23 protein-coding genes and 1 tRNA gene are annotated in these 20,693 nt (G+C 68.9%); 14 read left to right on the top strand and 10 right to left on the bottom strand.

What is annotated here, in order from left to right; translation table 11 throughout:
* Positions 1-73: 73 nt before the first annotated feature.
* A complete protein-coding gene (locus ACSTA4_RS00545) occupies positions 74-877 on the top strand; it encodes a DUF2786 domain-containing protein (RefSeq protein ID WP_013156283.1) in 804 nt (267 codons plus the stop codon).
* Between the two features lie 212 nt (positions 878-1,089).
* On the opposite strand, the gene dnaN is transcribed toward ACSTA4_RS00545, so the two are convergent.
* A complete protein-coding gene (gene dnaN, locus ACSTA4_RS00540; protein WP_444964064.1) occupies positions 1,090-2,232 on the bottom strand; it encodes a DNA polymerase III subunit beta in 1,143 nt (380 codons plus the stop codon).
* A gap of 259 nt (positions 2,233-2,491) precedes the next feature.
* Positions 2,492-2,950 (bottom strand): hotdog fold domain-containing protein, encoded by a 459-nt coding sequence (locus tag ACSTA4_RS00535; RefSeq protein WP_444964063.1) that lies wholly within the window; start codon positions 2,948-2,950, stop codon positions 2,492-2,494.
* A gap of 144 nt (positions 2,951-3,094) precedes the next feature.
* Here ACSTA4_RS00535 and ACSTA4_RS00530 point away from each other — a divergent pair.
* The 5 genes from ACSTA4_RS00530 (at position 3,095) to ACSTA4_RS00510 (ending at position 7,042) form a co-directional block, all read left to right on the top strand.
* Positions 3,095-3,183 (top strand) — tRNA-Ser (locus tag ACSTA4_RS00530).
* Between the two features lie 563 nt (positions 3,184-3,746).
* Positions 3,747-4,985, top strand: a complete 1,239-nt coding sequence (locus tag ACSTA4_RS00525) for an XRE family transcriptional regulator (RefSeq protein ID WP_444962053.1) — start codon at positions 3,747-3,749, stop codon at positions 4,983-4,985.
* Positions 4,978-5,526, top strand: a complete 549-nt coding sequence (locus tag ACSTA4_RS00520; RefSeq protein ID WP_444962052.1) for a flavoprotein — start codon at positions 4,978-4,980, stop codon at positions 5,524-5,526. Before ACSTA4_RS00525 ends, ACSTA4_RS00520 begins: the two co-directional genes overlap by 8 nt.
* Positions 5,527-5,642: 116 nt before the next feature.
* Positions 5,643-6,029 carry an NUDIX hydrolase gene (locus tag ACSTA4_RS00515; protein WP_444962051.1) on the top strand — a complete coding sequence of 129 codons (387 nt, stop codon included), beginning with the start codon at positions 5,643-5,645 and terminating at the stop codon, positions 6,027-6,029.
* Positions 6,030-6,136: 107 nt separating this feature from the next.
* Positions 6,137-7,042: an HNH endonuclease gene (locus ACSTA4_RS00510; RefSeq protein ID WP_444962050.1), complete on the top strand. Its 906-nt coding sequence runs from the start codon at positions 6,137-6,139 to the stop codon at positions 7,040-7,042.
* 509 nt (positions 7,043-7,551) lie between these two features.
* On the opposite strand, the gene ACSTA4_RS00505 is transcribed toward ACSTA4_RS00510, so the two are convergent.
* On the bottom strand, positions 7,552-8,412 hold the full coding sequence (locus tag ACSTA4_RS00505; RefSeq protein WP_444962049.1) for an abortive infection family protein: 861 nt from the start codon (positions 8,410-8,412) through the stop codon (positions 7,552-7,554).
* Positions 8,413-9,128: 716 nt separating this feature from the next.
* On the opposite strand from ACSTA4_RS00505, the gene ACSTA4_RS00500 reads away from it, so the two are divergent.
* Positions 9,129-9,623 carry a hypothetical protein gene (locus ACSTA4_RS00500; protein ID WP_444962048.1) on the top strand — a complete coding sequence of 165 codons (495 nt, stop codon included), beginning with the start codon at positions 9,129-9,131 and terminating at the stop codon, positions 9,621-9,623.
* 136 nt (positions 9,624-9,759) lie between these two features.
* Positions 9,760-9,984 (top strand): hypothetical protein, encoded by a 225-nt coding sequence (locus ACSTA4_RS00495; protein ID WP_444962047.1) that lies wholly within the window; start codon positions 9,760-9,762, stop codon positions 9,982-9,984.
* 194 nt (positions 9,985-10,178) lie between these two features.
* Here the strand turns inward: ACSTA4_RS00495 and ACSTA4_RS00490 are convergent, their stop codons facing one another.
* The gene (locus ACSTA4_RS00490; protein ID WP_444962046.1) at positions 10,179-10,412 is read right to left on the bottom strand and encodes a hypothetical protein; all 234 of its coding nucleotides are present in this window, start codon (positions 10,410-10,412) and stop codon (positions 10,179-10,181) included.
* Entirely contained in the window at positions 10,409-10,711 is a 303-nt protein-coding gene (locus ACSTA4_RS00485) for a hypothetical protein (RefSeq protein ID WP_444962045.1), read from the bottom strand. The genes ACSTA4_RS00490 and ACSTA4_RS00485 overlap by 4 nt, the downstream gene beginning before the upstream one ends.
* A 208-nt stretch (positions 10,712-10,919) precedes the next feature.
* Between ACSTA4_RS00485 and ACSTA4_RS00480 the strand changes: the two genes are divergently transcribed.
* From ACSTA4_RS00480 to ACSTA4_RS00470, 3 genes are all read left to right on the top strand, one after another.
* Positions 10,920-11,165: a GntR family transcriptional regulator gene (locus ACSTA4_RS00480; protein WP_026338583.1), complete on the top strand. Its 246-nt coding sequence runs from the start codon at positions 10,920-10,922 to the stop codon at positions 11,163-11,165.
* Positions 11,166-11,192: 27 nt separating this feature from the next.
* Positions 11,193-11,396: a hypothetical protein gene (locus tag ACSTA4_RS00475; RefSeq protein WP_444962044.1), complete on the top strand. Its 204-nt coding sequence runs from the start codon at positions 11,193-11,195 to the stop codon at positions 11,394-11,396.
* A 74-nt stretch (positions 11,397-11,470) separates the two neighbouring features.
* A complete protein-coding gene (locus tag ACSTA4_RS00470) occupies positions 11,471-11,845 on the top strand; it encodes a VOC family protein (RefSeq protein ID WP_444962043.1) in 375 nt (124 codons plus the stop codon).
* An 87-nt stretch (positions 11,846-11,932) separates the two neighbouring features.
* Here the strand turns inward: ACSTA4_RS00470 and ACSTA4_RS00465 are convergent, their stop codons facing one another.
* The 3 genes from ACSTA4_RS00465 to ACSTA4_RS00455 all read right to left on the bottom strand — a co-directional run bounded on the left by ACSTA4_RS00465 (position 11,933) and on the right by ACSTA4_RS00455 (position 16,141).
* Positions 11,933-12,859, bottom strand: coding sequence for a universal stress protein (locus ACSTA4_RS00465; protein ID WP_444962042.1), 927 nt, complete (start codon positions 12,857-12,859; stop codon positions 11,933-11,935).
* Positions 12,860-13,049: 190 nt separating this feature from the next.
* Positions 13,050-13,958, bottom strand: a complete 909-nt coding sequence (locus ACSTA4_RS00460) for a universal stress protein (RefSeq protein WP_416030037.1) — start codon at positions 13,956-13,958, stop codon at positions 13,050-13,052.
* A gap of 107 nt (positions 13,959-14,065) precedes the next feature.
* The gene (locus tag ACSTA4_RS00455) at positions 14,066-16,141 is read right to left on the bottom strand and encodes a nucleotide-binding protein (RefSeq protein ID WP_444962041.1); all 2,076 of its coding nucleotides are present in this window, start codon (positions 16,139-16,141) and stop codon (positions 14,066-14,068) included.
* Positions 16,142-16,321: 180 nt separating this feature from the next.
* On the opposite strand from ACSTA4_RS00455, the gene ACSTA4_RS00450 reads away from it, so the two are divergent.
* Together ACSTA4_RS00450 and ACSTA4_RS00445 are read left to right on the top strand one after the other, a co-directional pair.
* Positions 16,322-17,296: an NAD(P)H-quinone oxidoreductase gene (locus ACSTA4_RS00450; protein ID WP_444962040.1), complete on the top strand. Its 975-nt coding sequence runs from the start codon at positions 16,322-16,324 to the stop codon at positions 17,294-17,296.
* A gap of 33 nt (positions 17,297-17,329) precedes the next feature.
* A complete protein-coding gene (locus tag ACSTA4_RS00445) occupies positions 17,330-17,875 on the top strand; it encodes a bacterial proteasome activator family protein (protein WP_444962039.1) in 546 nt (181 codons plus the stop codon).
* Positions 17,876-17,973: 98 nt separating this feature from the next.
* On the opposite strand, the gene serS is transcribed toward ACSTA4_RS00445, so the two are convergent.
* Positions 17,974-19,245 (bottom strand): serine--tRNA ligase, encoded by a 1,272-nt coding sequence (gene serS, locus ACSTA4_RS00440; protein ID WP_444962038.1) that lies wholly within the window; start codon positions 19,243-19,245, stop codon positions 17,974-17,976.
* 111 nt (positions 19,246-19,356) lie between these two features.
* On the opposite strand from serS, the gene ACSTA4_RS00435 reads away from it, so the two are divergent.
* Positions 19,357-19,530 carry a mechanosensitive ion channel gene (locus tag ACSTA4_RS00435; protein WP_444962037.1) on the top strand — a complete coding sequence of 58 codons (174 nt, stop codon included), beginning with the start codon at positions 19,357-19,359 and terminating at the stop codon, positions 19,528-19,530.
* A 128-nt stretch (positions 19,531-19,658) separates the two neighbouring features.
* On the opposite strand, the gene pheA is transcribed toward ACSTA4_RS00435, so the two are convergent.
* On the bottom strand, positions 19,659-20,606 hold the full coding sequence (gene pheA, locus ACSTA4_RS00430; RefSeq protein ID WP_444962036.1) for a prephenate dehydratase: 948 nt from the start codon (positions 20,604-20,606) through the stop codon (positions 19,659-19,661).
* Positions 20,607-20,693: the final 87 nt, after the last annotated feature.

Below are 20,693 nucleotides of genomic sequence, written 5' to 3'. Positions count from 1 at the left end.
GCCGATGGTGGAAGGCAGATACTCACCTAGGGGAGACAACCGGGCGCCGATGACTGAATCTGCTCGTCAGAAGATGGTCGAGCGGGTCCGCGGGCTCCTCCGCATGGCGGAGGACCCCGCGGTTACTGATGCCGAGAGCCAGGCGTTCACCGCCAAGGCCGCCGAGCTGATGACCCGCCACGCGATCGCGGAGGCCGAGGCCCGCGCCGAGAGGGGCGAGGCGCCGGACGCGATCAGCCGCATGGACTACACCGTCTCGGGGGTGGGGGGCCACGGCAAGGCACGGGTGCGCGCGCTGGCCGACATCTCCGCCGCCTACGGGTGCCAGTCCGCGGTACGGGGCAACAACTCCGAGAACACCGAGCGCGTCATGATCCTCGTGGGCACGGTGAGCGCGCTGGACGCGCTGCGGATGCTGCTGCCGTCGATCTCCATGCAGATGGAGGCCTCCGCGAAGTTCATGAGTTCGTCGCACGTGGCCGACATCCGGGAGCTGCGCAACTACACGCGCTCGGAGCTGGAGACCGAGCGCAAGCGCTACTACCGGTCGTTCGTGCGCGCCTACGGGCAGGCGGTGGCCGAGCGCATCCGCGAGTTCCGCGCGCGGTTGCAGGAGATGGCCTCGCCGGGCGGATCGGGCGGGTCGGGGGAGAGTGTGGACGCCTCCCGCGGCGCGGAGCTGGTGCTGCTCAACGACGTGCACCGGGTGAGCGAGGAGTTCCAGAAGCAGTTCCCGCAGTTGCGCAAGCACCGGCCCGAGCGCACGCACAGCGCCGCGGGGTACCGGGCGGGCTACCGGCGGGGGCGCCAGGCCGAACTGGGGCTGGACACGCCGGTGGGAAGCGGTGGTTCGTCCGCGCTGAACGAGAGCGAGTAGGCCTCTCCCGGCGAAGTTGTCCACAGGCTGTGCACAGAACCGCCCCGATTGTTGTTCTCGCATGTCAGAGCGGAAATGCGAGAGTTCAATCGGGGCGGTTCGGGTGTTCCCGGGGATGATTACCCGGGGTTATCCACAGGAAGAACGGCCTCCTGTGGATAACTCTGTGGATAAGGTGGCGGCCCGGTTGAGAATGGGTCCATAACCTCTTATCAGGACACCCGCAAAGGCTGAACCAGGTAGCGGAAGGAGGGGCTCTCCCCCTCCTTGACCGGCACGTCGGTGAACACGGCGGGTTTGGTCGGCTCGGTGAAGTTGAGGTGGGCGGTGTCGGTCTCCACGCCCGCCAACCCGTCCATGAGGTAGTCCGGACGGAAGGCCAGCCGCAGGGGCTCGCCCTCGTAGCCGACCTCGATCGCCTCCACGGCCTGGGCGTCCTCTCCCGACCCCGCCTCCAGCACGACCTCGCCCTCGGAGAAGGCCAGCCGCAGCGGGGTGTTGCGGTCGGCGACCAGCGCCACGCGCTTGACCGCCTCCGCCAGGGGCGTCACGGCCACCTCGGCGCGCGCGGAGAACTCCTTGGGGAACCAGGCGGCGTACTTGACGAACTCGCTGTCGATCAGCCGGGTGGTGGTGCGGCGCTCGCCGTTCTCGAAGCCGATCATGCCCTCGCCCGGGGAGAGGCCGACGCCCTCGCCGCCGCCGGCCGTGGACAGGGCGATGTCCACGTTGGACTTGGTGAGCAGACCGCGCACGGTGTCGCTCAGCGTGCGCGCGGGCACCAGGGCGGCCGCGTCCAGGCCCTGGTCCTCGGGGCTCCACCACAGTTCGCGCACGGCGATGCGGTAGCGGTCGGTGGCGACCAGGCTCAGGGTGTCGCCGCTGAAGTCGAGGTAGGCGCCGGTGAGCATGGGCAGGGTGTCGTCGCGGCTGGCCGCCGGGGCCACCTGGCGCACGGCCGCCGCGAAGGCGTCCGCGGCGACGGAGCCGATGCGTCCGGGCATGCCGGGCAGGGTGGGGTAGTCCTCCAGCGGCATGGTGATGAGGGTGAAGCGCGCGGCGCCGCCGACGATGCGCAGCTTGGGGCCGTCGCTGTCGATGTGCACCGAACCGGAGGGCAGGTTGCGCACGATCTCGGCCAGGAGACGGCCGGGGACGAGGGCGGCGCCGGACTCCTCGGAGAGGACCTCCACCGAGGCGCGGGTGGAGACCTCGTAGTCGAACCCCGACAGGTGCAGGGAGGCGCCGTCCGGGGAGAGCTCCATGCGGATACCCGAGAGCACCGGGACGGCGGGCCGTGTGGGGAGGGCCCGGGCCGTCCAGGCGACCGCCTCGGCGAACGCGTCGCGGTCCACTCGAAGTTTCACGGTGAGGCCTCCTCGTAGCGCTGTCGTTGCCGACAACGTACCCAGTGGTGACGACATTCGTCGCTCCTCGGAAGGAACCGTGCGTGGGTTCCGACCTGGGAGAAGGCGCTGCGAGGCGCTGACCGGGCACGGCCCGCGGAGGGCGGGGGCCGGGAATCGGACGGGGCCGACACCGGCGCGGGTTCCGGCCGGGCGCTGAGCGCGAGCGGGCCCGGCCGGGAACGTGACGGTTGTGGCTCCAGCGGCTCTACTTGCGGTTCGGGCGCAGGGTCCAGGTGATGCTCATGCGACCGGTGACGGTGCCGTCCTCAGTGCGCAGCTCGACGTTGACGGGGAACTCGGGGCGCCTGCCCTCGTCCAGCTCGGCGATGATCTCCTCGCGCGGGCGGCCCAGGACGGCCTCGGCGGTCAGGTCGCCCGTCGCGATCTTCAGGAAGTCGATCGTGGAGGTGGTCGGCAGGGGTACGGCGCGGTCGAGCTGGTCGCCGAAGGTGCCGATGATGATGGCGCCGGAGGCGGACTCGGCCAGGGTGAACATGGCTCCCGCGTGGGGGCCGCCGACGTGGTTGTGGTGGTCGGCGTTGTCGGGCAGGCGCATGACGGCGCGCCCGTGGTCCAGCTCGGTGAAGGTCAGGCCGAGGGTCCGGACGAAGGGGACCGCGGCCAGGAAGCCGGCCTTGACCGCCTCCGCCGTCTCGGGGTTCATGTGTGCCATGGCGCTCATGTTACTGCCGGGTAACCTATGGGCGCCACCCCCTGGATGTCGGTGGACGCAAACGTGTTCCCGGGCGGGCCGCGCGGGCGGAGGGGTGTGGGCTACCATGACGTGGCGGAGATCCGCTCTCCGCGGGGAGGGTTCGCATAGCGGCCGAGTGCAGTGCTCTTGAAAAGCACCAAGTCCTTGACGGGACTTCGTGGGTTCAAATCCCACACCCTCCGCAGAATCAGGGAGTTTCCCCAGGTGGGGGGCTTCCACGGAACACGGCGAAGGCCGGTGGTCCGGGCCCGTAGACATTCGTCGCACACGGCCCGGGGAGCCACCGGCCTTCGCCGTTCACCGGTCAGGCGGCGAGGACCCGCAGACGGGCGGCGTCCATCGCGTCGGCCACCTCAGGCGCGAGCGGTTGCGCGAGGCGCTCGGTCCGGGTTGTCTTACCGGTAGGCGTCGGCATCAGCCCACCCCACAACAACGGAGCGGGAGCCCCCACCGCATGCATCGCCAGTCCCCGTCAATATGGCCGCTTGTTGTGATCGGCCTGCCGCTCGCAGCCGCAACCAACTTGGTGCTTACACGTCTGCTGATCGAAGGGGATACACCCCTCCTGCTGGCGATGCTGCTGCTCCCTTGGACGTACATCTTCGTCAAAGCGGTCCGGGAGTACCGGCGGGACAGGCGCGTCTACCTCGGACATCAACTCACCTCGCGATCCGACGACAAGCCCACCCCATAGTCATCGGCCACGGCGGTGATGTCGGCGGCGACCGGCCTCTCACAGGGACGGGTGAGCGAGGTGCTGAACGGCCGCAAGACCGTCACGGCCTTCGAGGTGTACGAGCGGATCGCCGACGGCTTCGGAATGCCCGACCGCGCGCGGATGCTGTTCGGCCTTGCACCGAAGAACCCCGGCACGTTCACTGGATCCGACAGCGCGGAGTCCTCGGCACCACCGAGGCGACCCGCACCCAGGAGCCCGGGCCCGGGGGAGGATGAGAAGGTGCGACGTCGCGCATTCGTCGGACTGGCCGGAACCGCCCTGTTCCAGGCCACCACAGGTTCAGTGCTGGACATGGACGAGATCGCCGCAGCACTCACCAGGTACGCGGGAGGTCGTCGGTCGGCTGTGCAAGCGGCGACGAGTCTCGGCGAGCTCGCCAAGCGGACGCACGCGGCCAAGGCCGGATACCAGGCGTGCCATTACACGGCGGTGGCCAAGCGGCTACCCGAGCTGCTGCGCGGCCTGGATGACGCGGTGTCCGGTGTCGAAGACGACGACCTCTCCCGGGTGCACGCGCTTCGGGCGGAGGCGTACCACGTGGTGGCGAGCCTCCTGCTCAAGTGCGAGGAACGCGGCTTGTCCTACCTCGCGGCCGACCGAAGCATGCGCGCGGCCGAGGCGAGCGAGAGCCCCGCGGTCGTGGGTGCGAGCGCCAGGGCGTTCACCCGGGCACTGATGCGTGAGCGCCACTACAAGGCGGCGACAGGGCTGGCGACGAGCACCGCCGAACGGGTGGACAGCGCCACGGACGAGGCCACACCGGAATCCCTTTCGGTGTACGGATCGCTTCTGCTGAGCGGCGCGGTCTCTGCGGCCAAGCGCGAAAACCGGGGCCAGGCGCTCAGCCTGCTCGACGAGGCCAGCGACGCGGGTGAACGGCTCGGCGGGGATTTCAACTACCAGTGGACCGCCTTCGGGCCGACCAACGTCCTGCTGCACCGGGTGAGTGCGGCCGTCGAGTTGGGCGACGCGGGCAGCGCGATCGACTACGCGCGCCAGGTGCGGTTGGACAACATCGACGTGATGGAACGCCGGGTGACGCTGTTCATCGACGCGGCCCGTGCGTACCAGCAGTGGGGCAAGACCGAGCACGCCTACCACGCGTTGCGCAACGCCGAGGAGATGGCGAGCGAGGAGTTGACCGCCCGTCCGGTGGTGCACCAGTTGATCAATGACATCCGTACCCGGGCGAATGGTCACCTGTACGACAACGTCAGCGAACTAGCGGAAAGGGTCGGTGCCTGACTCAGTGAGCGAGCGGAAGACTCTCTACGTGGTGGTGTGCGCGGCAGGTCCGGCTTCGGATGTCGGCAAGCTGGTCGATCTGGCCCAAGAGCAGGGTTGGACCGTTCAGGTCATGGCCACACCATCAGCGGTGAGTTTCATCGACGTCGAGGCGCTGGAGAAGCAGACCGGCAGGCCGGTGCGGAGCCAGCACCGCACTCCGGGAGACTCGCGTTCCCCCAAGGCGGACGCCATCATCATCGCTCCGGCCACGTTCAACACGATCAACAAGCTGGCCAACGGGATCGCCGACAATTACGCCTTGGATGTGGTGAACGAGGCCATCGGCCTCGGAGTGCCGACCGTCATCCTCCCGTTCGTGAACTCGGCCTACGCCAGCAGAGCGCCGTTCCGGGAGAGCGTCAGGAAGCTCCAAGCCGAAGAGGTGTCCGTGTTGATCGGACCAGAGGCGTTCGTCCCTCACGAAGCCGGAAGCGGAACGAGCGCGTACGATGCCTTCCCATGGCGGCTTGCTCTAGACCAGGCGGAGAACTCTCTCTAGAGCAATAGAACTGGAACTCAGGTCTGCAACGCATGAACCGTGATAGCGACGGACGCTCATCAACCCCGTTGCACTCCGTGTCCGTGGCGGGAGCAGTCATCCGCGAGGACGGGCGGATGCTGGTGATCAAGCGCAGGGACAACGGCAACTGGGAGCCACCGGGCGGAGTGCTGGAGTTGGACGAGACCCCGCAGGAAGGTGTTGTCCGCGAGGTCTTGGAGGAGACCGGTATCCACGTCGAGGTGGAACAGCTCACGGGCGTCTACAAGAACATGATCCGTGGAGTCGTCGCCCTAGTCTTCCGCTGCAAGCCGTCTGGCGGCGAAGAGCTCATAACCTCCGAGTCCGTGGCAGTTGAATGGATGCCCCCCGACCAGGCACCAGAGCGAATGTCCGAGGCCTACGCGATTCGCCTCTTGGACGCCCTTGAGACCAACGGGCCCCGCGTTCGCAGCCACGACGGCATACGAATGACCCCTACAAGGCAGACACATATTGATTAATATAAGCCAAGTCTTGCATGCATCAACAATTTTCCCAATCCAGAACACCCCAAACCGGAGAAGTCAAAAATTGCAACCAAATTAAATAGCAAAAGAGGCCATTTTAAATGAAGCTTGAAAACTTCTTCAAACCCAGACATTTCGACACATACAGGATTGCCGAGATAGCCAACCGGATCACTAGCGATCATTTCACATACATACGCCAGTTATCCGAGCTCTTGGGAGACGAATCCACCGCAGAATATGCAGCCCCCTTCAGAAAGAGAAGTGCACTTCACATTTTTCTTTCGAATCTAATCGAATATCTATTTTCAAGCGACGTCGACACGCCCGTCACCCTGGTTCCCAGCGGTGTGCAGAAATTCTCTAGTACACACACCTTCGAAGAAGCTGTCTGGGTACTTCCCGTTGAGGTCGCATTCGAAGAACATAATATCGACCACATAACCTTTAGGCAATTCAGGGAAGAACGAGGACTCAAGGAGCTTGAACCGAACTTCCACAGAGAGAAGCTATCGACGGAACTCGCAGATGAGTACGATGAATACTACAGCGAGCTTACCCTGTCCGAAGTAAACTATGAAATTCTTCTAGACACGATGGCCAACGACGCATTCTTCGTACTGTTCAACAATCGAGACTTCCTATATAATTTCAACTACATGATGTCTACTTTCGTCCAATTTATCGAGGAAGGCGAGCTCGAAAATGGAGGAATTGCACTACAGGGGAAAGACGGGAATTCGCGCCTCAAGCGAGCATCTCCTCCGCAATGGGCTAGGCGCTCCATAGAATTTAGGGACCGATGCCGATGCACCTTCTGCCTGGCAGATCTCTCTCCAATTCACACACCCATCAACGAAGCAAATTTCGACCACATTATTCCTCTGGACAAAGGCGGATTGAATGACGTTAGCAACCTGCAACTACTCTGCATCGAATGCAACAATAAAAAGAGCAGCAAAATGGCTCGCCCGGGCGAATATTACCAAAGATGGTACCCAGAGTAGAGGAAAATGATTAAGTCGCAAACTCTCGGCACAATAGAAACCGTTGCCGAGTTGGGCTGTATGGGATCAAGGCGACGGCGCAAGCGCCGTCGCAGCGGCCTCCGGCCACTGCTCGGGCTGCGGGCTACCGCCCGGTCCCGAGCACGGCCGTCGGCCGTGCTGTTTCCAACTTGATGCTCCCCACGAAAGGTTGTTTCGGTTCTTGGGAGCAACGCTGGCAGTCCAGCTCCTGTCATCCCAACCTCGGTAAACTCGTGGTTACTGGGGTTGAGCGCTGGTGGAACCAGGGGCTTGCGCCCCATGGATCCCCCGAACCCGCACGGAACCTGGCGCGCCCAGGGCGTGCAGTGGGTTCAGTAGGTTCACGCCAGAACCCGCGCGGGACCGAAACGGTGGTTCTGTCCACTGAAATGAGGGCCCTCAAAGAATGAGGCCCCACCAACTTAAACCACTCCAGAAGATGTGACCACAGATGCATTCTGATCTGGATCGAGAGCTTCTGGGGGCGATTATATCTTAGCCCCGCGCCACGGCGCGGCAGGGTCAGAGAGCGTGTCAAGAATCAGTTCGCACCAGGTTACAGCAGCATTTACCGTCAGACGGGCATGGCGCACTCCAAGCCCGGAGGGTGCGCTCACCTGACCGTGACCACTGCCGAAGCCTTGGTTACGCAGTTCAGCGACCCCAACCGCGATATTCACTGAACCTGAAAGTATCTTCTTCACAGCCTTACTGCCGTCAGGCCCTTCAGGAGCTGAGCCAGCGTCGAGCTTTAGTGCCTTCTGGACAGTGCTGATCAAAGTTGGGAGCGCAGTATTTCGGCCAACTTCGATGTTCATCTCTCGGAGAGCGGTCTTAGCTGTTGCCTCGATGAGTTGCTTGGACGCACCAATGGCCCCAGATGGGTCAGCATTCAGATCCCTCCGAATACGCTCCAACTCGATCATGATCCCGGATGCTTCACTCAGGTTGCTAAGATCACGAACTAGCACAGGAGGATTGGACCAGGATATTTTCCCATCCTTGTCCAGAGTTAACCCATCCCGCTCCAAACGGACCCTGATGTCGTCCAGCCACTTCGGCATTCCTTGTTCGTCCGGGCTTCTATGAGCACGGATGAAGTCCTCGAAGACCAGGAGAGCACGTCGAACCTGGTTCGGATCCGACCAGTCAACCCCCTCTGCATAGAGCATAAATTCGGTCCGCCGTTGGCCTGAGTCCTGGTACTTCAGCTCGTCTGGAGGGATGGGGGCGAACCCGTGATCCTCCCATAGCTCGGCCACAATCCGTATGGTCAAGTCTGTGGCAAGAGATCGGAAGGCGTTGCGAGTCGCAGGGCTCACGAGCTCCCGCCGCACGGTGACAGTCATGACGTGAAGCATAGAAGCAGACCCTGACAGCGTCATAGACTTTTTCAGAGCAACTGTTTCATGTTAGATACGGTGGAGGCTCTGGCATGTCAGCGTTTCGGACTCCTCATGTCCTTCAGCTGTCACCCTCGGGCACAATCATTGACCGACGACCATCATGGTTCCGTGCTACGCAGGGTGGTCAACAGCGGGAAACCACGGGGGCTCACAGACAGACGATCCGCGTCAGCGCAGGTGAGCGAGTCACGAGGACAACCGCCATAGGTGCTCTCGGCTTCCCGAGCGAAGGACGTCACCGCCATCCGCGCGTGTAGCCAAGGCCACAGCAGCGCCCCCACCGCATCGCACATTCATCGCATATGGCTCCGGGAAGGGACCGGAACCACTGGGAAGCCCCCGGAACATCCGCGCAGGTCACAAGGCGTTTCGTCGGTTTGTCGACAGGTCGCCAAGTCCCCCCGGCACAACGGGACTTCGTGGGTTCAAATCCCACACCCTCCGCAGTGACCAGGGCCGATGGGTCCAGCCTCTGTCATGGCTCGGGCCCATCGGTCCTCGGCGTTTCCAAGACCGGACCAGACGCTGTGGGAACGGAAACGGACAGCGGGGACGGGGAGCATACGTAGCTATCTCATGAGCGGGGTTCACGAGGCGTTCTGACGGCAACAGAGCCTACTCTCGGTGTCCCATGCCCCCTATAAGGACGGGAGAGCGCTGTGAACCGCCCTCTATCCACGCGTTACGCACTCGTCTACCCCGACTACGGGATCTTCCAAATCATCGACTGCGCACAGGACGAGCCGGACGCCCCCTTGCCCGGACACGACGACTTCAGCGTTGGTGAGCGCTCCGTGTTCCTCCGCAGCTTCCAGACCAACCTTCGCGTCCGCCTCGACCTGGAGTCCTGGCGATCTGAACCTCCCACCTTGGGCGGGGAGTGGGAAGCTGACCACACCACCGTCATCACCCTCCCCAGCGGCGTGATCGGCGTCAGCGAGCTGACGTACGGAGCGCAGCACGACCTGCTCACCCTCCCCGCACCGGGCCGCTACCGAATTCGGATCGCGCACCGCAACCGCCGCCTAGTCAGCGAGGCCTACATGGCTCTCTTCGACAGGTTCGACGACATACGCGGATCGGGCTTCGCCGCCGCCAAGCGCGATCTCGAAGGTCGCGAGCAGTACCTGGCGCAGTTCTGGCCTGAGCCGTAGACGGCACCGCAGCAGCGCGCACCGTGGCCGGGGCTTGTTCGCTCAGCCGGTTGACGGGGCAGCGGTTGCGCGAAGCGTTCGGCACGGGTGGGCTTACGCGTAGGCGTCGGCGTTATCCCCGAGAACCAGAGGCGCCATGAAAGCCCTGACCGGCCTGACGAACCTCATCAGCACGACCTTACTGGGCCTGCTCACAGCGGCGAACGTGGTCCAGGGCCATCTTCTGCTGGCGGTGTTGACGGGAGTGGCGGCGGTCTGCAGCGCCATCGCGAGCGTCCGTTGGTACCGGTGGGCGCACAGGCAGCAGGCCGATCGCGGCGGGGAGGGCACGGCTCGCTCCTCCACGCCGTCCTCGACATGACCTCCGCCACCGTGTACACGCACCCATCCACCAGCCGATTCGTCGTTTTGTCGACAGGTGGTTAAGGCCCTCGGTACAGCAGGGTTTCGTGGGTTCGTATCCCATAACCCCGCGGAGCCGAGGGCCCCTATCCCATCTGTCAGTTCGTCGGGAAACCTTCGTCGACCACAGGTGTTCTTGGCAGGTCCCGGTCGCTACCCGTCGCGACGGCCGCCTGCCGTGCGCCACGGCTCGGGCAGCGGCCCGCCCGCGCGCAGGTGGATGTCCAGCAGCGTCAGCAGCCGGTCGGCCTCGTGCAGCGCCGAGTAGGCCTCACCGGCGTGACGCGGTCGCGTCCGGAGTGCCTCGGACAGGGTGTCGTACAGGTCCGTGGCGGTGTCCGATCCGGGTGCGGGCCCGAGGCGGTCCGGCGGAATCGGCACACTCACGAGACCACCCCCAGACCCATCAGGAGGTCTCCCACCGGCCCACGCCGCGCCTCGTGGGCCAGGTAGTAACCGCGTACGAGGGCCTCCGGCGGATCGACCGGAGGCAGCGGGGCACGCCGGGTGTCGTCGGGAGCCCGGCGCGGAGCGGGGACCGCAGGGGAAGTCGGCACGCTCGCGACCGTGCCGGGATCGGCGGCGTAGCGGCGCACCCGGGAGGCGCGGCGCCTGCGGGCCTCCGCGCGCAGTTCTCCAGCGAGGACGCGCGGTGCCGCGTGGAGGCCCCGTGCCGGACGAAGCATTCGCAGAAACAGGGGCAACAGATCCATAAGGTGGTGCATGTCGGCGCTCCAGAAAGCGTTGACCACGGCCCCGGACGCGTTGGCGCGCGTCGCGGGGTCCCGCTGTGCGCGGGAGCTTCATAGTACCTTCTTGTATCTCCTTGTATCTAGACGTGGGCAGACGTATCTCTTGAAGTGGTCTTGACTCGACACGAATAGCTTCGTGTCCATGGAGTTCGACCCTGACGCAGAAATCGATCCGGAAGCGCCGCTCACGGAGTACAAGCAGCTCGCTGGCATCCTGCGTGCGCGGATGGCGAGAGGGGACTGGGAGTCCGGTCGCCGCATGGCCAGTGAGACGGACCTGACCCAGCAGTACGGCCTGGCCCGCTCCACGGTGCGACGTGCCATCGCGGTGCTCGTGGAGGAGGGGCTGGTGTTCACCGTGCCCCAGCGGGGCACGTTCCGGAAGTAGTCCTGCGACTTCGGGAGTCCCCACGACATGCGCCCTGAGCGGCCGCGCCCCTGGTTCCTGATCCTCAGCATCGCCCTTGCCGCGTGCAGCGCAGCGTGGATCGCGGTGGGCCCCGACCTGGGCGGCTGGCTGACCTTCCTCGCCTGGGACGTCCTCATCACCTGGCTGGTCTGCCTGGGGTTCGCCGTCCACGGCCGCACCAGACCGAGGAAGCCCCACGGCGGGCGGTGACCGGCGCCCGACCGCCCTGGTGACGTGTCGACATGTCGCCGCATCGTTCCAACGGGGCTGGGCAGGTGCAAGCCATGATCGGACGACTGCACACCATCGCCCTGGACTGCCCCGACCCCGGCGCGCTCGCGGACTTCTACGCCGAGCTGCTCGGGCTCCCCGTCACCAAGCGCGAGGAGCACTGGGTGGTGGTCGGGGAGGAGTGGCCGCGGCTCGCCTTCCAGCACGCGCCCGACCACAAGGCCCCGGCGTGGCCGGACCCCGAGCGGCCCCAGCAGGCGCACCTCGACGTCTGGGTGGAGGACATCGAGACCGCCGAGGAGCGCGTGCTGGCACTCGGGGCGCGCAGGCTCGCGGTCGCCGAGGATGACCCCCGCGACCTGTTCCGGGTCTACGCAGACCCCGCCGGGCACCCGTTCTGTCTGGAGTACGCCGCAGGAGGCGCCTGAGGTGCCTGAGGTGCCTGAGCTGGCTGAGGCACCAGGGACGCCTAACCCGTCCGGGGCGCGGCCCGGACGGGTGCCCCCGGCTACTCGCTATTCCTCCTCCGCGTGGTGCGGAAGGATCACCACCGGGATCTCGGAGTGGTGCAGCACACCCTGGCTGACCGAGCCCAGGAGCAGTCCGCGCACGCTCCCCCGGCCCCGGGAGCCCACCACGATCGCGTCGGCCCCCTCGGCGGCCCCCATCAGCGCGTTGACCGGGCTGTCCTGGGTGCGCACCACGCTGACGTCGAAGTCGAGGTCCTCGCGCCGCCTGCCGGTGACGTCGAGCAGCATCTCGCCCACCAGCTCCTCGGACTTGCGGTCGAACAGCTTCTCCTGGGGCTCGTAGCCCATGGAGGTCATCGCGATCGGGTCGTAGGGGTAGGGCACCTCCCAGCTGTTGACCACGACGAGTTCGCCGCCGCTCTCCCGCACCAGGTCCACGGCCAGGCGCAGCGCCCGGCGGGCGTTCCCGGAACCGTCCACGCCGACCACGACCCGGCCGAGCGAGGTCGTCACGGGGCTGCCCCCGTGCGAGGGCACCACCACGACCGGGCAGGCCGCCTGGGCGGCCACGCGGACGCTCACCGAGCCCACGAACACCGACGCGAACGTGCCCAAGCCCCGTGTGCCGAGCACGAGGACGTCGTGCGTCCGGCTGTGGCTCAGCAGCGCCAGCGGCGGCTCCTCCAGGGCGGTCTCGGTCTCCACCGTCACCGACGGCCGGACGCGACGCACGTGCTCCGCGGCCTTGGTGAGCACCTCGTCGGCCTGGTCCGAGATCTCCGCGGTGGGGTCGAAACGGGCGGGTACGGAGCCGGCCGACACGATCAGCGGCATTCCCAGCGCGTGGACGGCCCGCAGCGGCACGCCCCTGCGCTCCGCCTCGGCGGCCGCCCACTCCAGCGCCGCCCGGGAGTGTTCGGAGCCGTCGACGCCGACCACGACCCTGGGCGAGTGCTCCTCGTTGCTTGGCATGGTTTCCCCCTTGGTAACGCTGTCCATCATCGCCGGGGAGGGCGGCCGTCCCCGGGAACGGCACGGTTCCGCGTCGGGCCGCCTGCCCTCCCCGGGCCGCCCACTTCCCTCAGGCCGCCGTTCTCTCCCGATCGCTCCCCTCGCTCATCCGCCGCTCCCCGCCGCCCCCGCCGGTCACTCGTCCCTCCGGTCACTCGTCCTCCGCCAGCGGCGGCAGGACGGCCACGGGCACCGGCGCGTGCCGCAGCACCCCCTGGCTGACCGATCCCATCACCAGTCCCCGCACGCCTCCGCGTCCGCGCGAGCCCACCACCAGCAGGTCCGCGTCCCGTCCCGCCTCCAGAAGGGCGTCCACGGGGTTGGCCTGCGTCCTGATCGCACTGATCTCCAGGTGCTCGGTCCGCTCGTCGACCACCTCCGCGAGCAGGCCCGCGACGATCTCCTCCGACTGGCGGTCGAACATCTCCTCGTGCAGGGCCCGGGCGTCGGCGGCCAGCGACTCGGCGTCCGCGGGCAGCGGCACCTCCCAGCTGTTGACCACCACGACCTCCGAGCCGCTCAACAGCGCCTCGTGGAGGGCGAAGCGCAGCGCCCGGCGGGAGGACTCGGACCCGTCCACGCCCACCACGACGCGGCCGCGCCGCGGCGGCGGCTTCTCCTGGTTGGGAACGACCACCACGGGACAGGGCGCGTGGGAGGAGGCCCGCACGCTGATCGAGCCCAGCATGATCGCCCGGACACCGCCCAGGCCCCGCGACCCCACAACGACGACGTCCTCGGGCAGGGCGTCGTTGAGCAGGACCGCGGGCGCGTCCTCCGGCGCCAGGACGGTCGCCACGTCCAGGCCGGGCCGGGCCCGGTGCGCGTACGCGGCACCCGCGGTGAGCAGGTCGTGCCCCGCCTCACGCTGGTCCTCGACGGCCGTGCGCCCGGCGGCCCCGTAGGCGCCGATGACCACCGGCATCCCGAGGCCGTGCACGATCCGCAGCTGTGTGCCGCGCCTGGCCGCCTCCTCGGTCGCCCAGACCAGGGCGGCGTGGGAGGCGGGTGTGCCGTCCACGCCGACCACGACCGCGGGCGGGCGTTCCTGTGCGTTCATCCCCAACCCCTTCCCCCTCGCCCTTCCCCTGTCCGGAAGCGGGCTCCGGAAAACCAGGGCGGGGGCGGGGGAAGGGCCGCGCGCGCCGCGCCCCGCCCGCGACCGCCTCACCTCTGCCAGGCGAACGCCTCCCCGACCGACGCGGCCAGCTGGAGGTAGGCGTCCCGTGTGGCAGGGGCGAGCCGTTCGAGGTCCACCTCCGCGCCCTCCTCCAGGTGCCCGTCCCAGGGCACCCGGACCACGTCGCGGCACCGCCCGGCGAAGTGCTCCTCCAGCCGGTTCAGGTCCACGCTGCTCTTGCTGTCGGAGCGCACCATCGACAGCACCACCACGGCGTCGCGGACGAGGCCGCCGTGGCCGTGCGCCTCCAGCCAGTCCAGGGTGGCGCTGGCGCTGCGGGCCCCGTCCACGGACGCCGAGCTGACCAGGACGACCTGGTCGGCCAGCCCCAGCACCCCGCGCATCGCCGAGTGCAGCAGGCCGGTACCGCAGTCGGTGATGCAGATGGAGTAGAAGTGCTCGACGATCCGGGCGACCTCCCGGTAGTCGGCGTCGCTGAAAGCCTCGGAGACCGCCGGGTCGCGGTCGGAGGCCAGGATCTCCAGCCGGCTGGGCGCCTGTGAGGTGAACCCGCGGATGTCGGCGTAGCGCGACACCAGGTGGCGCTCGTTGAGCAGGTCGCGGATGGTCGCCGCGGTCTCCAGCCGCACCTTGTCCGACAGCGTGCCGCGGTCGGGGTTGGCGTCCACCGCGAGCACCCGGTCGCCGCGCAGGGAGGCCAGCGTCGCGCCGAGGGCGACCGTGGTGGTCGTCTTGCCCACCCCTCCCTTGAGGCTGAGCACGGCCACCCGGTGGTGCCCGGCGGCCACGGGTGTGCTCGCGCGGGCCACCAGTTCGCGCTGGCGCAGCACCTTGGCCGACTCCCCCGGGTTGACCAGGCCCAGGGTGGCGGCGTGCACGGCACGGCGCCACCCGCCGCTGGGGCCCTGGCGCCGGTTGCGCACGAGGGTGGCCGCGTTGAGCGCGTCGGAGGTCTGCCGCTCCTGTTCGGGGCGCCGGTCCGGTGAAGCCGGGGGAGCGGGCGGGGGCGGTGGCGGCGCGAGGTCGGCCCGGGGCCCGGTGAGCGCGGACGGCGGTTCGGGGGTGCGGGACGGCGCCGGACGGGCGGGCTCGCCCGGTGGCGACGCGGTCCGGAACGGCCCGGAGTCCTCGTCCAGCCACGCGCCCAGCCCCGTGTCCCGCGCGGTCCGGGGCTCGGAGTCCGTGCCCGGTCCACCGTCCCCCGGTCCCCGGACGGGGCTCGAACCGGGTGCCCGAAAGGCGAGCGGACCCGATCCCGTCTCCATCGGGACCGGCTCCGTGGTCCGCGGTCCGCCGCGTGCGTCGTCGCGCTCGTTCTCCAGGGGAGGCAGCTGCTCCGGTTCGGGCACGTCGGGGTCGCGGCGCAGCCTGCGGGGCGCCAACGGGTCCTCGCCCGGGCGGGTGGGGCGCTGGAGGCGCTGCCGCTGAGGGCGCTGCGGACGTCTGCGCGCGGCCCCCGGCATCAGGCGGACCGTGCCCTCCTCCTCGCCGTCGCCATTGTCGTCGGCGGCCTCGGCAGCGGCGGCGGTCTCGGCGGCCTCCGAACCCGCCAGGAACTCCGAGGGCCCGGAGGCTCCGGGGGTCCGCGGGGGCAGCAGGGGCTCGGACGTTCTGGAAGGCCCGGGGGCGTCGGGTCCCTCAGGGGTCCCGGTGGAAATCCCGGGAGCACCGGAAGAGGCCGGCGGAACATCGGCCTCGGGCACCTCCGACAGCCCCTCCGGCTCGGGCCCCTCCGGCTCGGGGACGGCGGAAAGCCCCGAAGGCTCGGGAGCAGCGGAGGCCGACCGCTCCGGCTCACCGCCGAACCCCTCCGCCCCGCCCGCCCCGTCCGGCGGAGGCGGCGTGTGGTGCCCCATGCCCAGCAGCGGTGTGTCCTCGGGCAGTCTGGCGTAGGGCGGCGGAGGCGGCGCCTCGCCCTCGAAGCCGCCGAACCACTGGTCGTGGGGCGAGGGCTCGGGCGCGGTCGCCCCCGGCGCGGCGGCGTCCGGGTCGTGCTCCTCCGGGTCACCCGCCGAGCGGTCCGGTTCGTCGTGCTCCCCGACCGTGGATCCGGGGCCCGTCTCAGAGCTTCGACCCGACCCGTTGTGTTCCTGGTGTGCCACCGGAGTTCTCCTGCTTGAAGGGGGCGTGCTGTGGAGGGAGGGATACCCCAGCGGGGAAGAGACGGGATCCGCTCCCTGGGATCACTCTTACCCGCCCGCCCCCACCGAAGCATCCTTACGAGCAGGTGAACAGAGGATTCCGTTGCCTGCCGCGGAACCTCCCCGGGTACTGTCTGGCTCATGCACGCGATCCGTATCAGTGAACCGGGCGGACCCGAGGTCCTGGCCTGGACCGAGGTTCCCGACCCCGTCCCCGGCGAGGGGGAGGTCCTGGTGGACGTGGCCGCGAGCGCGGCCAACCGGGCCGACGTCTCCCAGCGCCAGGGCAACTACCCGCCCCCGCCCGGCGCCTCCGAGTACCCCGGGCTGGAGTGCTCGGGCACCGTCGCCGAGCTCGGCCCCGGCACCGAGGACTCGGGCTGGTCCGTGGGCGACCGGGTGTGCGCCCTGCTGTCCGGGGGCGGCTACGCCGAGAAGGTCGCCGTTCCGGTGGGCCAGCTGCTGCCCGTCCCCGCGGGCGTGGACCTGGTGGAGGCCGCCGCGCTGCCCGAGGTGGCCTGCACCGTGTGGTCCAACCTGGTGATGGTCGGCGGCCTGCGCGCCGGGGAGACCGTCCTGGTCCACGGCGGCGGCAGCGGCATCGGCACCTTCGCGGTCCAGTTCGCCCGCGCCCTGGGCGCCCGGGTGGCGGTCACGGCGGGCAGCGGGGAGAAGCTGGAGCGCTGCCGTGAACTGGGCGCGGAGATTCTGATCAACTACAAGGAGGAGGACTTCACCGAGCGCATGCGCGAGGCGGGCGGCGCGGACCTCGTCCTCGACATCATGGGCGGCTCCTACCTGGACGCCAACCTGCGCTCGCTGGCCACCAACGGCCGCCTGGTGATCATCGCGCTGATGGGCGGGCGCCGCGCCGAGGCCGATCTGGGGCGTATGCTCGCGAAGAGGCTCTCCGTCCACGCGACGACCCTGCGTTCCCGTCCCCTGGAGGAGAAGGCGGCCATCGTCTCGGGAGTACGCGAGCAGGTGTGGCCGTTGGTAGAACAGGGAGTCGTCCGCCCCGTCGTCGACCGCTCGGTCCCGATGCGGAACGCGGCGGAGGCGCACCGCGTCATGGAAACGAGCGCGCACACCGGAAAGATCCTTCTTCCCCGTTGACGGCGTGCCGGTGACATCCACGTAAGGGGACTGATGAGCAGCGCAGAGAACCCGGAGGAGCAGGCTCGGATCCTGGTCATGGGAACCGACCGCGACGGGGACGGCGAGGAGGGCGCGGAGGAGCCGCGCACCCTCGCCGACATGGTGGAGCAGCCCGCCAAGGTGATGCGGATCGGCAGCATGATCCGGCAGCTCCTGGAGGAGGTCAAGGCCGCTCCCCTGGACGAGGCGAGCCGGGCCAGGCTCAAGGAGATCCACACCTCGTCCATCAAGGAGCTGGAGGACGGTCTGGCCCCCGAGCTGATCGAGGAGCTGGAGCGGCTGACCCTGCCGTTCGCGGAGGGCTCGGCGCCCAGCGACGCCGAGCTGCGCATCGCGCAGGCGCAGCTGGTGGGCTGGTTGGAGGGGCTGTTCCACGGCATCCAGACCACCCTGTTCGCCCAGCAGATGGCGGCCCGCGCCCAGCTGGAGAACATGCGCAAGGCCCTGCCGCCCGGCGTCGCGGGTCTGCAGGCCCAGGGGCCCGGCGTCCCCGGCGGCCTGGACGAGGAGCGGCACGGCTCCGGCCCGTACCTGTAGCACCGAACGAGGAGCCCGCCCCCGGCCGGGGGCGGGCTCCTCGTGTGTCCGGCGCCGGGGCCCCGCGGCCCGCGTGTGCGGGTGCCGGGCCCCGGGTGCTACCTGCCCTTGGCGACCGGCTCCAGGACGTCGCGGCCCAGGTAGGGGCGCAGCGCCTCGGGGACCACCACGGAGCCGTCCTCGCGCTGGTGGTTCTCCAGGATGGCGACGATCCAGCGGGTGGTGGCCAGCGTGCCGTTCAGGGTGGCGGCGAAGCGGGGCTTGCCGTCCTCGTCACGGAACCGCACGTTGAGGCGGCGGGCTTGGAAGTCGGTGCAGTTGGAGGTGGAGGTCAGCTCCCGGTAGGTCTCCTGGGTGGGGACCCACGCCTCGCAGTCGTACTTGCGGGCGGCGCTGGTGCCCAGGTCGCCGCCGGCGATGTCCACCACGCGGTAGGGCAGCTCCAGCTTGTCCAGCATCTCCCGCTCCCAGGCGAGCAGCCGCTTGTGCTCCTCGTGCGCCTGGTCGGGGTGGGTGTAGACGAACATCTCCACCTTGTTGAACTGGTGGACGCGGATGATGCCGCGGGTGTCCTTGCCGTAGGAGCCCGCCTCGCGGCGGAAGCACGGCGACCAGCCGATGTAGCGGTTGGGCAGGGCGTCGGCGGGCAGGATCTCCCCCGAATGGTACCCGGCCAGCGGCACCTCGGAGGTGCCCACGAGGTAGAGGTCGTCGGCGGGCAGGTGGTAGACCTCGTCGGCGTGCGAACCGAGGAACCCGGTGCCCTCCATGGTCTCGGGCCGCACCAGCACCGGTGGGATCATCGGCGTGAAGCCCGCCTGGACGGCCTGGTTCATGGCCATGTTGAGCAGCGCCAGCTCCAACTGGGCGCCCACGCCGGTGAGGAAGTAGAACCGGGCTCCGGAGACCTTGGCTCCCCGCTCCATGTCGATGGCGCCGAGCATCTCGCCCAGCTCCAGGTGGTCGCGCGGGGTGAAGTCGAACGAGCGGGGGGTGCCGACGGTCTCCAGGATCCTGAAGTCGTCCACGCCGCCCTCGGGCGCGCCCTCCTCCACGAGGTTGGGCACGCCGGACAGGAGGGCGTCCAGCTCGTCGGCGAGGCGGCCCGCCTCGGCCTCGGCCTCCTTGACCTCGGCGGCCAGGGCCTTGGCGCGGGTCAGGAGTTCCTCGCGCTCCTCCGGGGAGGCCTTGGAGACGGACCTGCCCACGCTCTTCTGCTCGGCGCGCAGGGTCTCGAACCGGGACAGCGCGGAGCGGCGGTCGGCGTCGAGCCCGAGCAGGCGGTCGGCGACGGAGGGGTCCTCCCCCCGTGCCCGCTGCGAGGCGCGGAGTCGTTCGGGGTCTTCTCGAAGAGCGCGAAGGTCGATCACGTCTTGCAGGTTACCGTCCGGGCCCGATCCTCCCGACATCTTTTCCGCAACCGCGTCATGGATGCCCGCTGACCTCGTCCTTCACGTGAAAGACCGAGGAGGGGGACGATCGTGAAGCCGTTGAACGAGATGACCGCGGAGGAGCTCAGCAGCGCGCTGGAGGTGCTGGGGGCGACGCGTCCCGAGGACTTCGCGCTGAGGCTGGCGCTGTGCCTGGAGCTGGACCGCGCGGACGCGGGGGAGGAGGTCCGCCGGGGCGCCCCGAGGGAGGTGGTCCGGGTCTGAGGACCGCCGGTCCCGGGGGCCCGTGGGGAGCGCGAACCCGGGATCGGGCGGGAGCGGGCGGCCAGCGGTCGGGGCCGCCCGCGCTCGCGCGCCGCGCGGGAAGCCGTCGGCGGAGCCGGGGCCCGGCCTCAGTCGACCTGGCCGGCGCGGATGCGCGCCAGCCACTGCTCGGCCTCGGCGAAGTCGGCGTCGGTGGCCGGTCGGGGCCGCAGCGGCGGGTCGTTCTCGGTGGTCCGGCCGCTGCGCGGGTAGCTGCCCAGGAAGCGCACGTCCCGGCAGACCCGCCGGATGCCCATGAGGGCCTCGCCGACCCGGGCCTCGGCCACGTGTCCCTCGGCGTCGATGCAGAAGCAGTAGCTGCCGAGCCGGTCGCCGGTGGGGCGCGACTCCAGCCGGGTGAGGTTGACCCCGCGCACGGCGAACTGGTTGAGGACCTCGATCAGGGCGCCGGGGTGGTCGTCGGCGATGAAGGCGACGAGCGAGGTCAGGTCGGCCCCGGTGGGGGCGGGCAGGACGTCGGGCCGGGACAGGTAGATGAATCGGGTGGCCGCGTCGGAGCGGTCGCCGATACCGGAGGCCAGGGCGTGCAGGCCGTAGCGCTCCCCGGCGATCACGGCGCAGATGGCCGCGTCGTAGGGCGCGCCGGGCTCGGAGACGGCGCGCGCGGCGGCGGCCGTGGAGGAGACGGTGTGCGTGTCCGCGTCGGGCAGGTTGCGGGAGAGCCAGCCCCGGCACTGGGCGAGGGCGTGGGGGTGGGTGGCCACCCGCTTGACGTCCTCAAGCACCGTCCCGCCCCGCGCGAACAGGGAGAACTCGACCGGGACCGCGGTCTCGCCGGTGACGAGGAGCGGGGCGCCGTTGACGAGTTCGGCGATGGTCGCGGTGACACCGCCCTCGACCGAGTTCTCCAGGGGGACGACTCCGCCGTCGACCGCGCCGGAGCGGACCGCGTCGAACACCGCGGCGACCCCCTCGCAGGGGACGCGGGCCTCGTCGGGCGCGTCCGGACGCAGGTTGCGCAGCGCGGCTTCGGTGAAGGTGCCCTCGGGGCCGAGGTAGGCGTAGCGGTTGGGCATAACACCAGGCTATACGGACCGGTGCGCCGGGTGCGGCGGTTCGGGACGCGGCGCGGGCCCGTGTCCGGGGTCGGACCGGAGTCCGGG

It is taken from the genome of Nocardiopsis sp. M1B1 (assembly GCF_052466615.1).
Note: the sequence above shows the minus strand (reverse complement) of the source record. Positions and strands in the feature narration are given on the sequence as shown.